Annotated in this window: 12 protein-coding genes; all 12 read left to right on the top strand. The window is 47.4% G+C overall.

The genetic code is table 11. The features are described 5' to 3' along the window. Positions 1-205 precede the first annotated feature (205 nt). Positions 206-1288, top strand: a complete 1083-nt coding sequence (locus tag MKY95_RS13355; RefSeq protein WP_076318669.1) for a lactonase family protein — start codon at positions 206-208, stop codon at positions 1286-1288. Between the two features lie 380 nt (positions 1289-1668). After that, positions 1669-2301 (top strand): 3-hexulose-6-phosphate synthase, encoded by a 633-nt coding sequence (hxlA, locus tag MKY95_RS13360; RefSeq protein ID WP_036670570.1) that lies wholly within the window; start codon positions 1669-1671, stop codon positions 2299-2301. A 4-nt stretch (positions 2302-2305) separates the two neighbouring features. Beyond that, positions 2306-2869, top strand: coding sequence for a 6-phospho-3-hexuloisomerase (gene hxlB / locus MKY95_RS13365; RefSeq protein WP_036608850.1), 564 nt, complete (start codon positions 2306-2308; stop codon positions 2867-2869). Between the two features lie 267 nt (positions 2870-3136). Further along, entirely contained in the window at positions 3137-3496 is a 360-nt protein-coding gene (locus MKY95_RS13370; RefSeq protein WP_036608849.1) for a helix-turn-helix domain-containing protein, read from the top strand. Between the two features lie 320 nt (positions 3497-3816). Beyond that, positions 3817-5619, top strand: coding sequence for an oligoendopeptidase F (gene pepF / locus MKY95_RS13375; RefSeq protein WP_339199138.1), 1803 nt, complete (start codon positions 3817-3819; stop codon positions 5617-5619). A 137-nt stretch (positions 5620-5756) separates the two neighbouring features. Further along, positions 5757-6245: a DUF2500 domain-containing protein gene (locus tag MKY95_RS13380; RefSeq protein ID WP_339199141.1), complete on the top strand. Its 489-nt coding sequence runs from the start codon at positions 5757-5759 to the stop codon at positions 6243-6245. Positions 6246-6480: 235 nt separating this feature from the next. Further along, positions 6481-7974, top strand: coding sequence for a rhamnulokinase family protein (locus MKY95_RS13385; protein ID WP_339199144.1), 1494 nt, complete (start codon positions 6481-6483; stop codon positions 7972-7974). 1 nt (position 7975) lies between these two features. Then, positions 7976-8737 carry a DeoR/GlpR family DNA-binding transcription regulator gene (locus MKY95_RS13390; protein WP_339199147.1) on the top strand — a complete coding sequence of 254 codons (762 nt, stop codon included), beginning with the start codon at positions 7976-7978 and terminating at the stop codon, positions 8735-8737. Positions 8738-8782: 45 nt separating this feature from the next. Beyond that, positions 8783-9511 carry a (Fe-S)-binding protein gene (locus MKY95_RS13395; RefSeq protein ID WP_339199149.1) on the top strand — a complete coding sequence of 243 codons (729 nt, stop codon included), beginning with the start codon at positions 8783-8785 and terminating at the stop codon, positions 9509-9511. Further along, entirely contained in the window at positions 9508-11025 is a 1518-nt protein-coding gene (locus tag MKY95_RS13400; protein WP_339199152.1) for a LutB/LldF family L-lactate oxidation iron-sulfur protein, read from the top strand. Before MKY95_RS13395 ends, MKY95_RS13400 begins: the two co-directional genes overlap by 4 nt. Then, complete coding sequence (locus tag MKY95_RS13405) at positions 11015-11740, top strand: LUD domain-containing protein (protein WP_339199155.1); 726 nt, start codon at positions 11015-11017, stop codon at positions 11738-11740. Before MKY95_RS13400 ends, MKY95_RS13405 begins: the two co-directional genes overlap by 11 nt. Before the next feature lie 215 nt (positions 11741-11955). Beyond that, the gene (locus tag MKY95_RS13410) at positions 11956-12510 is read left to right on the top strand and encodes a glutathione peroxidase (RefSeq protein WP_339199158.1); all 555 of its coding nucleotides are present in this window, start codon (positions 11956-11958) and stop codon (positions 12508-12510) included. The last annotated feature ends 96 nt before the right edge of the window (positions 12511-12606 follow it).

The raw sequence follows: 12606 nt of genomic DNA on the forward strand, positions 1-12606 counted from the left end.
GTCCCTTCTGGATGAAAAACCTATCTTATCATAGCAGAAGATGCACCTCATATGAATGGATTTCAGTATGATGATGTGTAGTAATCGCCTTGCTTAACTAAGGATTTCCCTGATGGGCAGCGACAGCGGATTGCTATTTTGATATGGCAGATTTATTATAGAAGAGGTGCAACAAGATTACATACACATAGAGGAGGAAACTGTAATGAGTGAATCAAAACGCTTGCTCGTACTTGCCGGCTCTTACGCCGAAGCGGAAAATGAGGGCATTTATGCATATGAATTGAATGAGGATACAGGCAGCTTGTCCAAGCTTGACGGCATCGCGGGCGTGAAAAACCCAACGTTTGTCAACGTGGATGCTGAGGGTAATAAACTGTATGCGATTGGTGAAACAGCGTCAGCTGAAGGCAATAAAATGTCTGAAGCTGTAGCTCTGAGCATTGATCCTTCTACAGGAAAATTAACGTTGCTGAACCGGAATGACTCCATTTCAGCTCCACCATGTCATATCCAGCGCGATCCTTCCGGAAAATACTTGATTCTCTCCAGCTACCACGGTGGTCTGGTAGGTCTGCAAGCCTTGACGGATAACGGTGAAGTTGGAGCGCTTCTGGACGAGAAGAAACATGAAGGCCAAGGTGCGCATCCTGAGCGTCAGGACAAGCCACATGTTCACTCCGCATTCTTCAGCCCGGATGGTAAATACATGATGGTACAGGATCTCGGCGCAGATAACATCGCGATCTATTCTATTGATGCAGACAAAAATGAACTTGTGCTGCACAGTGAAACCAAAACACATCCGGGAGCAGGCCCACGTCACTTGGCATTCCATCCGAATGGTGAATTCGCTTATGTTATCAATGAAGTGGATTCTTCCATTACTTCGTTCAAATATGATGCAGCAGCGGGCACGTTGACTGAATTGTCTACTGTATCCACATTGCCTGATGGATATGATGGCAAAGAGAATACAACAGCCGAAATCACGGTTTCCAATGATGGACGTTATGTATATGGTTCTAACCGTGGACATGACAGCATCGTTGTATTTGCAGTAGATGCAGACAAAGGTCACCTGACACTGGTTGAGCATGTATCTGCTGAAGGTGAGCACCCGCGTCACTTTGCGCTGACACCTAACGGCAAATTGCTGATTGCAGCTAACCGCGATACGAACAACCTCGTGACATTCACGGTAGATCAGGAGAGCGGACGTCTGAAATACACTGGTCACAGCACAGGTGTATCCAAGCCGGTATGCGTGAAACCTGTATATCTGTAAAATGATAAATTTCTAAACCAGCTTTGGCTGGATTGAAAATGAAACGATAAAGATAAAGACCCTGCCATGTGGCGGGGTCTTTTATATTGAATATATAATTGGAAGATTAGGCTGCTGTTCAGCTGTAAGCGTGTGGATTGGAATAGAGCATTAATTCTATATAGGTTCACCTAACAACGAACAATTATCAATAGTATCGTGCAAGTAACTACCCCACTTCAAAGTGCGTACTTCCTGAATGGATAGTCAGGGTCTACAATGAGTGAGTAGCCAAAACAAACACTGCATGCATCTGAACAGACAAATTGGTGCAGGCTAAATATCTGATTATTATTTTTACAGGAACGAATCATATTTGAACAACAAAGGAGAAATAAATGATGAAATTGCAATTGGCGCTTGACTTGGTAAATATCCCTGAAGGTATCGCATTGGTTAAAGAGGTTGAACAATATATTGATATCGTTGAGATTGGTACTCCAATCGTTATTAATGAAGGTTTGCACGCGGTTAAAGCAATGAAAGAAGCATTCCCTAATCTGCAAGTTCTTGCAGACCTTAAAATCATGGATGCTGGTGGTTATGAAATCATGAAAGCAGCTGAAGCTGGTGCGGATCTAATCACTGTGCTTGGGGCAACCAATGACAGTACGATCAAAGGTGCAGTAGCAGAAGCGAAGAAACAAAACAAACAAGTTCTTGTGGACATGATCAACGTGCCTAACCTGGAACAACGTGCTCGTGAAATTGATGCGCTTGGCGTAGATTACATCTGTGTACACACAGGTTATGACCTACAAGCTGAAGGACAAAGCCCGTTCGAAGATCTGCAAACGATCAAAGCTGCTGTGAAAAATGCTAAAACGGCTGTCGCTGGTGGAATCAAGCTGGAAACATTGCCAGAAGTAATCAAAGCACAACCGGATCTGGTTATTGTAGGTGGCGGTATCACAGGACAAGCAGACAAAGCGGCAGTTGCAGCTGAAATGCAACGTCTCGTTAAACAAGGGTAAGCAGATGAGCAAAACACAGTACGCAGCTGACATCTTGAAGGAGCTGGAACGTACGTTAAGCCAGATCGACGATGCAGAGATGCAAGCGATGGCTGAGCACATTCTGGCTGCGGAACAGATTTTTGTAGCAGGAGCAGGCCGGTCAGGACTTATGGGGAAGGCTTTTGCCATGAGACTGATGCAGATGGGGCTTCGTGTATATGTGGTGGGCGAAACCGTAACACCTGGGATCAGCTCGAAAGATTTCCTCTTGCTGTGCTCTGGCTCAGGAGAGACAGGCAGTCTGGTGGCCATGGCTCAAAAGGCTAATCAGGCTGGTGCGCCTGTAGGTCTCATTACGATTAAGCCAGAGTCCACGATTGGGAAATTGGCAACTACGGTAGTGCGTCTCCCGGCTTCAGCCAAAGAGGACACAGCAACTTCCGGAGCGGCAGTAACCATTCAGCCGATGGGCTCGTTGTTCGAACAAGGACTGTTAATCGGCATGGATGCTCTCATCCTTACGATGATGGAAATGAAGGGTATGACCGGAGCGGATATGTTTGGCCGCCACGCGAACCTGGAATAGTGAATAGATGAAAGACCGGAATCCTTTGATTATGAAGGGTTCTGGTCTTTTCTGCGATACATAATCAGTCATCTGTATAGGTTTTATCCGTGATTTACAGTTAAACTTTGCATCCCGACCAGGCTGTAGTAGAATTAATAGATAGCTGTATCGAATGAATGTACTTATTACATCATGCATGGAGCGGAAAGCTTACCTCGTGAGAAGTGTCCCCGTGATATGTGTAATATACGCGATATAAGATTGAAGATGAGGGGGCTCGGAGCCATGGCGTCCGAAGTGAAGGAACGGATTAATCTGAAAGAAATCAACTGTGAGAAGGAATTGACCCTTGCGGTGATCGGTGGCAAGTGGAAACTGATTATTTTGTGGCACTTGGGCCTGGAAGGCACCAAACGTTTCAGTGAGCTGAAACGCCTAATCCCTCATATTACCCAGAAGATGCTGACCAACCAGTTACGTGAGCTGGAGGAAGACAAACTGATTGAGCGCAAGGTGTATGCAGAGGTACCACCTCGGGTGGAATATACGTTGACAGATCACGGTCAAAGTCTGATGCCCGTCCTGCACGCAATGTATAACTGGGGTAAAAATTACGGCGAAAATGTAATCTGGAAAGAAAGCTAAATAAGTAATAGTCACAGCGAACCGCCGGGTAAATGGATTCTTCCATAAACCAGCGGTTTTTTAGTTACTTTTAAATTTTGGACAGTGGATCAATAGTTTACTCCAAACGCAGCGGGCAGAAATAGACTTAAGAAGCGAAGTGTTCGCCTTTATCAACGGATTTTCACCTTTAAAAAAGTGAATCAAAAAATCCGGGGATAACAGCGATCGAAAGGCTATTCTGCCAGCGGAGTAATAAGGAGTAATCATTGTCATGTATAGATGAGCAGAATATGATACGATGAGAGATATTGGAAATGCAAGGAGGATGACAACTAAAGATGGAAAAAATACGTACACGTGCTGAGGTAAACCCAGAAACCACTTGGGATCTGAAAGACTTGTTTGTAAACGATGTAGAGTGGGAGCAGGAGCTTCGATCACTTCCTCAGGCTGCTGCCCAGATCGCAACGTTCAAAGGACGTCTTGGCGAAGGCGCTGAACAATTGCTGGCTTGTCTGGATGCGCGCGAAGCTTTGCAGGAGCGGATCGCCAAGACGGCTTCTTATGCCCGCTTGAAGCAGTCAGAGGACAGCACCAATCCGGTCAATATTGAGAATTCAGCTAAAGCAGGAGATATCCTATCAAATCTGTCGTCGTCCTTGTCTTTTGTCAATTCGGAGATCGTTGATCTGCCGGAGGGAACCGTTGAACGTTACCTTGAAGAACTTCCGGGATTGGAACCGTATGCGCGCAGTTTGGAGCGTTTGATTCGAGAAAAAGAACATCGGCTTACGCCCGAGACCGAGAAGGTACTCGCTTCACTTGGAGAGGTGCTGGATTCGCCATACCGTATCTATCTGCGCGGTAAACTGGCAGACATGACGTTTGACGATGCTCTTGATGGAGAGGACAATAATCGTCCACTGTCCTGGTCATTCTATGAAAATAATTATGAGATGTCATCTGATACCAAGCTGCGCCGTTCTGCTTATGCTGCATTCAGCTCGACATTAAATGATTACAAAAATACGTTCGCAGAAGGTTATGCAACTGAAGTGAAGAAACAGGTTGTTTTATCCAGGCTGCGTGGTTACGACGATGTTACAGATATGCTTCTCAGCCCACAGCAAGTGAGCAAAGAGATGTACAATAATATTCTGGATATTATCCAGCAGGAACTCGCACCTCATATGCGCAGACTGGCGGCTCTCAAGAAACGTGAGCTGGGTCTGGACAAACTGATGTTTTGTGATCTGAAGGCGCCGCTTGATCCTGAATTTAGCCCTGCCATTACATATGATGAGGCGTGCATACTCATTCGAGAAGCACTTGATGTGCTTGGGCCGGAGTACGGCGAGATCGTAGAGCGCGCATTCAGTGATCGCTGGGTGGATTACGCAGATAACGCAGGCAAATCCACAGGGGCATTTTGCTCCTCTATATATGGTTCACACTCTTATATCTTAATTTCATGGGCGAACAATATGCGCGGAGCATTTACACTTGCCCATGAAGTGGGGCACGCAGGCCACTTCATGCTTGCGGGACGTTACCAACGGCTCACGAATACACGGCCATCTCTTTATTTCATTGAGGCGCCGTCGACCATGAATGAAATGCTTCTGGCCGATCATCTATTGAAGCGTTCCGATAATCCGAGAATGCGTCGCTGGGTCATTTTGCAATTGTTGAACACGTATTACCATAACTTCGTTACACATCTGCTGGAAGGTGAATTACAGCGCAGGGTGTATGCGCGCGCAACCAAAGATGAGCCCATTACGGCGAAGACGTTAAGTCAGCTCAAAGGAGACATCCTTTCCGAATTCTGGGGACCCGATCTGGTAATTGATGAAGGGGCTAAACTCACGTGGATGAGACAACCTCATTATTATATGGGACTATATCCGTATACCTATGCGGCAGGCTTGACGGCTTCCACAGCGGCTGCACAGCAGATTCGTGAAGAAGGACAGCCTGCGGTAGATCGCTGGCTTGATGCACTCAAAGCTGGTGGAAGTCTCACACCGCAGGAGTTAATGAAACTTGCGGGTGTGGATATGTCCGGACCTGAGCCGATTCGCTCTGCGGTTGCTTATGTCGGCAGTCTGGTCGACGAACTTGAACGTCTGTATTCCTGATCTGGTTCATATAGTATATGGACAAGGCAGAACGGGTTGTCTGCATGCACCGCCTTCCTTGCGTGGGGGCGGTGCATCTTATTTTTGCAAGGGGAAAGGAACGATGATGAATGGCGTTAACAAGCGTGTCCTCATCGATGGGCCGATTAAGCGTAGATGGCTTTGGTGTGTTTGACGACATGAATGGAGTACCAGGTTTTGAAGGCAATCAGGGTGGTTTTTTTTCGGGATTTAGTGAGTTTGCTGCAATGAATGCATTTGCTTCGATTTTCATTGGTGCCATATTTCTCATCATTGCGGGAGTCATTGTTTTTGTTATTTTTTCAGGCATACGCTCAGGGATGTCAAATAACGCAGCAGCCTTGTTAACCCTGCACTCAACAGTGGTGGCTAAACGAACGGAAGTCTCAGGTGGAAGCGGCGATAGCAGTGCGACTACCCGGTATTATGTTACATTTGAATTCGACAATGGGGAGCGCACTGAACTGATTGTTGGCGGAAACCATTATGGCATGATGGTGGAAAATGATCGAGGGATGCTGACGTATCAGGGGACACGCTTCAAGCATTTTGAGAGAGATGTACAACCCCAGTCGGGGGTAAGCAAAGGTCAATTTTATACGTGAAAGAAGAACTGCGGCTCCTCCCAGGTGGGAGAGAGTCGTTTTTGCTATACCCAAAAGAAAGAAAAACCGAAGGGTATTCAAACGCTTACAATGGTGATATACTCGTAAAATAAAGTTAAACAGTATTAAACAAAAACAAACAAACAACAAATACAGAATAAAGTACAGGGTTACGGACTGAATCAAGTGATACGGTTTGGAAAATAGGATTGGTTCGAAAGGTTGGTGAAGCGCGGTGAGTGTGCTGGCTTATGATTTGGGCGCTGGGAGCGGGAGAGCGCTACTGGGACATCTGAATGATCGTGGGATCGAAACAAGCGAAATTCATCGGTTCAAGAATGAACCAGTGAAGGTTGGCGAGCGGATGCACTGGGATATTCTGCGATTGCATCATGAATTGTTGCAGGGGCTTACCTTGGTGAAACAGCAGGGAGAAAAGCCAGAGAGCCTGGGGATCGATTCCTGGGGCGTTGATTTTGGTTTGCTTGGCAGTAATGGTGAGTTGCTTGGTAACCCGTATCATTACCGTGATACACAGTTTAACGGCATGATGGATCAGGTACGCCAAGAGCTGAGCTCTCAGCGAATCTTCGAACGTACAGGGATACAGTTTCTTAGCTTTAATACCCTGTATCAATTGGCAACGCTTCAACGCAGCGGTTCCCCGTTGCTTCATGAAGCAGAGCGTTTTCTCATGATTCCGGATTTGCTACGTTATTTCCTGACAGGGGAAGCGGTGAATGAGTTCACCAATGCAACCACAACACAATTATACAATCCATCAGCGGGGCAGTGGGATAGTGAGTTGCTGGCGCATATTCGTATTTCGGAGAAACTGTTTGGTAAAGCCGTGCTGCCAGGTACCCGTGTTGGACAATTGCGAAGCAGTATCTGTAACGATCTGGGATTGTCCCCGATTCCCGTGATCGCTGTTGCGGAGCATGATACGGGTTCAGCCGTTGTGGCTGTTCCTGCAACGGAACGTTCATTTGCTTATCTGAGCTGTGGAACCTGGTCCCTGATGGGTACGGAGATAGATCATCCTGCGATAAGTAGCCAGAGTCTGGCCTTGAACTTCACGAATGAAGGCGGGGCGGGCGGAACATTCCGTCTGCTGAAGAACATTATGGGACTATGGATTTTGCAGGAAAGCATGCGGGAGTGGGAGCGCCAGGGGCAGGGAATTAGCTATGATGCGTTATTGGCGCAGGCGGAACAAGCACCTCCATTTGCCAGTTTGTTTGATCCGGATGATGAACTATTCATGCCAGCAGGAGATATGACGACCCGTATACGTCAGTATTGCCGTGATACAGGGCAAGTGGTACCAGAGGATCAGGGGGCTATTGCCCGGGCAATTCTGGAGAGTCTTGCATTGAAGTATAGAAGAGTTCTGGAATGGACGGAGCAATTGTCGGGTCAGGCGTTCAACGGATTGCATATGGTCGGTGGAGGCATCCAGAACCGCCTGTTATGTCAGTGGACTGCAAATTCCATTGGTAAGCCGGTATGGGCAGGTCCAGCAGAGGGAAGTGCCATCGGGAATATGGCTGTGCAATGGATGGCGAGCGGAGCTTTTAAAGATATCTGGGAAGCTCGTAAGGCCATCCGTGATTCATTTCCGGTAACTGTGTATGAGCCGCAGGACGGATCAATCTGGGAAGATGCTTACGGCAGATTTCTGCGTGTGACGGCTTCATCTAATTCACAAGCGGGGAGTGAGGTGTAAAATGCTGGCAGCCGAGCGGTATGACCGGATTGTGGAGATGGTGAATGTAAAGGGCAGTATGCGTGTATCCGAGCTTAGTGAGCGCTGCCGGGTGACGGAGGAAACGATCCGGCGGGATCTGGATCGTCTGGAACAGGCAGGACGACTGCGCCGGTCTCACGGTGGTGCAGTAAGTGTGAAGGAAGATCAACCGGAGATCCCTTACCGGATCAGGGAGACAACCCATGCGGAAGAGAAAAAACGGATTGCACAAGCGGCTCTGGCGATGATTAATCCGGGTGATCGCATTCTGTTGGATGCGAGCACAACGGCAGGTTATATGGCAGCGAATATGCCGGATTTCCCGCTGACGGTCTTAACCAACTCGATCCAAATCGCTACTGAACTCAGCAACCGTGACAAGGTTGAGGTCATCTCAACAGGGGGCCAGTTGGCATCGCGCTCGTTGTCTTTTGTTGGGCCGCTCGCGGAGCGTTCTCTGGAAACGTATCACGTGGATAAAATGTTCATGTCGTGCAAAGGTGTACATCTCGAAGGTGGCGGAATCAGTGAATCCAATGAACTCCAGGCAAGGCTGAAGCAGAAGATGGTTGGCATATCAGATCAAGTCATCTTACTTGCAGATGCCAGTAAATTTGGTGTACGTGCTTTTGCCCGAGTATCCGGGTTAAATGCAGTCCATATGATCGTTACCGATCAGCCATTGGAGGCTGAACAGACAGAACATTTGAGCGGATACGATATTGGTATCATCACGGTTTAATCTTTTGGATTTTATCTACTAATCAGTTAATAGGAGCGTGTAATTATGAAGGTCTCCTTATTCATTACCTGCCTCAGCGATGCCATCTATCCCCGAGTGGGGGAGGCCATGGTCAGATTGCTCGCCGCTCATGGCGTTCGGCTGGATTTCCCGCCGGTGCAGACCTGCTGCGGTCAGCCTTCCTACAATAGCGGGTACTGGGATGAGACTCGGGTAGCGGCCAAAACGATTCTTGAAGCGTTTGACGACAGTGATTTTGTGGTATGTCCTTCGGGATCGTGTACGTATATGATTCATCATTATCCCGAGCTGTTCGCGGATGAACCAGTATGGTTGGAGAAGGCAAAACGATTGGAAGCCAAAGCTTATGAGTTTACTCAATTCCTCGTTCAGGTAATCGGGATAACCGATCTGGGCGCACATTTTCCGCACAAAGTAACCTATCATCCATCCTGTCATGGCAGCCGTCTGCTGGGTGTAAAGGATGAACCGATGGCGCTACTCTCTCAAGTAAAAGGTCTGGAATTGGTTCCGCTCCCATTTGCTGAGGATTGCTGCGGGTTCGGGGGCACGTTTGCCATTAAAATGTCCGATATTTCAGGAGCGATGGTGACGGAGAAGGTCGATCATGTCAAAGAGACACAAGCCGAAGTATTGGTGGGGCTGGACATGGCCTGTCTGATGAATATCGCAGGTAATCTGCGTTATCGGAATGAACCGGTGCGTGTAATGCATCTGGCGGAACTACTGTATGAGGGGGTGCGAACAGGATGAGCCAACCGGGAGTTATGGATACTACGGTCAAAGAACGTGCCGGACTGGCCTTGAATGATGATTTTCTGCGAAAAGCAGTCAAATTCACGACAGAACGTTTGCGTAACGGGAAGAAATCTGCCTCAGAAGAACATGGAAATTGGGATGAATGGCGGGAGCGTGGCCGTCAGATTCGTCTGCATACGATTGCGTATCTGGATTATTACCTGAATGAATTTGTGAATAACGCCCGTGCGAACGGGGTTCATATTCATTTTGCAGATACATCGGTGGAAGCAGCGGCGATTGCGCTGGATATCGCGGCGCACAAGCAGGCTTCTACGGTGGTGAAGTCCAAATCGATGGTGTCGGAGGAAGTACACCTGAACCATGTATTGGAGTCGGCGGGCATTGAAGCCATTGAGACCGATCTGGGTGAATACATCATACAGTTGGCAGGTGAAGCCCCTTCTCATATTGTCATTCCAGCCATCCATAAGAACCGCTACCAGATTGCAGAGTTGTTATCGAAGGAAGCGGGTGAAATTCTGGAGCCGGACACAACGGTACTTGCCGGATTTGTTCGCAAAAAGCTACGCGAGAAGTTCCTCGAAGCAGATATCGGCATGACCGGCTGCAATTTTGCGATTGCAGAGACAGGTTCCATGGTTTTGTTCGAAAATGAAGGCAATGCCCGTATGGTATCCACTGTTCCAAAAACGCAGATTACACTGATGGGCATGGAGCGGATCATCCCGTCGTGGACGGATCTGGAGGTCATGGCAACCTTGTTGCCACGCTCCGCAACAGGTCAGAAATTAACGATGTACATGTCAGGCATCACAGGTCCTCGCCGTACAGCGGATGCGGATGGGCCGGATGAAATGCACATTATTATCGTGGATAACGGTCGATCCTTACAGCTCGGTGATCCTGAATTCCAGGAGTTGCTGAATTGTATTCGCTGTGGTGCTTGTCTGAATGCTTGCCCGGTATATCGTCATATTGGAGGTCATGCCTACGGTGGAACATACAGTGGTCCGATTGGCGCAGTACTGACTCCTGCACTCAATGGCAACATTGATGAATGGAACGATATTGCGGGTGCTTCGAGTCTGTGCGGAGCCTGTTATGAAGCATGTCCAGTTAAAATTCCATTGCATGATATGCTCGTTTATTTACGCAGGCGTAAAGTGGAAGACGGCCATGGAAACAAAATGGAAAGCATGGGCATGAAGGGATTTGCCGCTGTTGTATCCAATTCCAAACGTTTCAGTGCGGCCATACGCCTGGGACAGATCGGGCAGAAGGCAGTTGTACGCAACAACGGTATTTCTCTCAAGTTGGGTCCTCTCAAAGGCTGGAACAATTATCGGGTTGCCCCAAGTCTCGCCAAGAAATCCTTCCGGCAACAATGGAACAAGCTGGATCAGGAACTGAACCAAGAGCAACCGGTCATGGATTCTTCCGTTCGCAGTCGTATGGAGCAGATTATTCGTGAACGAGAAGAAGGGGAGGATAAGCATGGTCACTGAACATCAGCAATGGCTCGCGCAATTGGAGAAGAAGTCCATGGAGAAACAGGAGCAGTTCATGAATGACATTGCTTCGAAATTGAGAAGACCAAGGCAACGACATGCGCCGACCCAACCCTTTCGGGGAGCACCCGACTTTTGGACTGGGCTGGAATGGGATGAAGAGAAGCGTATTCAAGCATTTACAGATAACTTTGTGAGTGTAGGCGCACACATCGCCCGGGTTCAGAACATGGAAGAAGTATCTCAATTTATTGCCAACAAGTCTCATGAACTGAGTGCCAGGTATATCATTCGTCAGAATGAACAGGCGTTACAGGATCTCGGATTGGAAGAGCAGCTTCCGGATGTACAGATCTCAGTCTGGAATAGTCAGGCGGATGAGAACTGGAAGGCTCGGGCAGCTGAGGCTGATATCGGTGTGGTCATGGCGGATTATGCAACAGCATACACAGGCTCGGTCACTGTACTTTCTTCACCGGAAAAAGGTCGTTCAGTCAGTCTCTTGCCTACGGTACTCATCATCATTATTCCAGTAGATCGACTGTACACCAGACTGGGTGAGACGCTGGATCGATTTGACGAAGTGGGAAGAGAGAATCTTCCGGCAGGCATCCACTTTATTTCCGGGCCAAGCCGCTCTTCCGATATTGAAAATGATTTAACCATTGGGGTACACGGACCAGGCATTGTATATGGTTTAATTATGGGTTAACGATGTGTTGAGCGTGATGGCACATCATGATTTTGATAACTGTCCGAGATGCAGTGTGTGACTGCTAAGGGCAGTTTTTTATTTTGTCTACTATAGTTAAAAACTATTAAAATTATATTTATTATATATTTCACCTATTAATAATGGAGGTGTATAATCCATCTCAAGAGAGAGTTCATATAAGATATAAAAGAGAAAGAGGAGGAGAAGTACAGATGAGTATATTTTCTTACCAAGTTCCGTTTATGGATGAACACGAGAGTGATTTTTCTGCTTTTAAAGGGAAGGTGCTACTTATTGTGAATACAGCAAGTCGGTGTAGCTACTCCCGGCAATTCAGTGAACTTCAGCAGATGTATGAGAAATATCGTGATCAGGGGCTGGAAATTTTGGCGTTCCCGTGCAACCAATTTAACGACAAAGAACCTGGTAGTAGCGCTGAGGTAGCTGAGTATTGCAGAAGTCAGTTTCAGATATCCTTTCCGATCTTCGAGAAGGTTGAGGTCGTTGGGCAATCGATGCATCCGGTGTTTCGTTATCTGACTACAGAAGCGCCATTTCAAGGTTATGATCTGGACACGAAGGAAGGAGAGTGGATGGACACCTTTGTGAAGGAGAAACATCCAGAATTGCATCAAGGTGACGGCATCAAATGGAATTTCACCAAATTCCTGATTGACCGTAATGGGGACGTCCATGGCCGTTATGAAACGACAGTAGCTCCATTAGAGATGGAGTCGGCTATTCAGATTCTGTTAAAGAAATTATAAGTATACCTAAATCCCTGTCCTGAGGTCCTATGACTTTGGGACTGTTGAAGATTAGAACTGGAAATGTTAGGGTAAAAGAAGATAACGAAGTGCTCC

The organism is Paenibacillus sp. FSL P4-0176 (assembly GCF_037975265.1).
Classification (GTDB): Bacteria; Bacillota; Bacilli; order Paenibacillales; family Paenibacillaceae; genus Paenibacillus; species Paenibacillus amylolyticus.

What these genes read in the sequence shown, in the direction of transcription:
- MKY95_RS13355 (WP_076318669.1), top strand. Translation starts at nt 206, where the DNA reads ATGAGTGAATCAAAACGCTTGCTCGTACTTGCCGGCTCTTACGCCGAA.
- hxlA (WP_036670570.1), top strand. Translation starts at nt 1,669, where the DNA reads ATGAAATTGCAATTGGCGCTTGACTTGGTAAATATCCCTGAAGGTATC.
- hxlB (WP_036608850.1), top strand. Translation starts at nt 2,306, where the DNA reads ATGAGCAAAACACAGTACGCAGCTGACATCTTGAAGGAGCTGGAACGT.
- MKY95_RS13370 (WP_036608849.1), top strand. Translation starts at nt 3,137, where the DNA reads ATGGCGTCCGAAGTGAAGGAACGGATTAATCTGAAAGAAATCAACTGT.
- pepF (WP_339199138.1), top strand. Translation starts at nt 3,817, where the DNA reads ATGGAAAAAATACGTACACGTGCTGAGGTAAACCCAGAAACCACTTGG.
- MKY95_RS13380 (WP_339199141.1), top strand. Translation starts at nt 5,757, where the DNA reads ATGGGCCGATTAAGCGTAGATGGCTTTGGTGTGTTTGACGACATGAAT.
- MKY95_RS13390 (WP_339199147.1), top strand. Translation starts at nt 7,976, where the DNA reads ATGCTGGCAGCCGAGCGGTATGACCGGATTGTGGAGATGGTGAATGTA.
- MKY95_RS13395 (WP_339199149.1), top strand. Translation starts at nt 8,783, where the DNA reads ATGAAGGTCTCCTTATTCATTACCTGCCTCAGCGATGCCATCTATCCC.
- MKY95_RS13400 (WP_339199152.1), top strand. Translation starts at nt 9,508, where the DNA reads ATGAGCCAACCGGGAGTTATGGATACTACGGTCAAAGAACGTGCCGGA.
- MKY95_RS13405 (WP_339199155.1), top strand. Translation starts at nt 11,015, where the DNA reads ATGGTCACTGAACATCAGCAATGGCTCGCGCAATTGGAGAAGAAGTCC.
- MKY95_RS13410 (WP_339199158.1), top strand. Translation starts at nt 11,956, where the DNA reads ATGAGTATATTTTCTTACCAAGTTCCGTTTATGGATGAACACGAGAGT.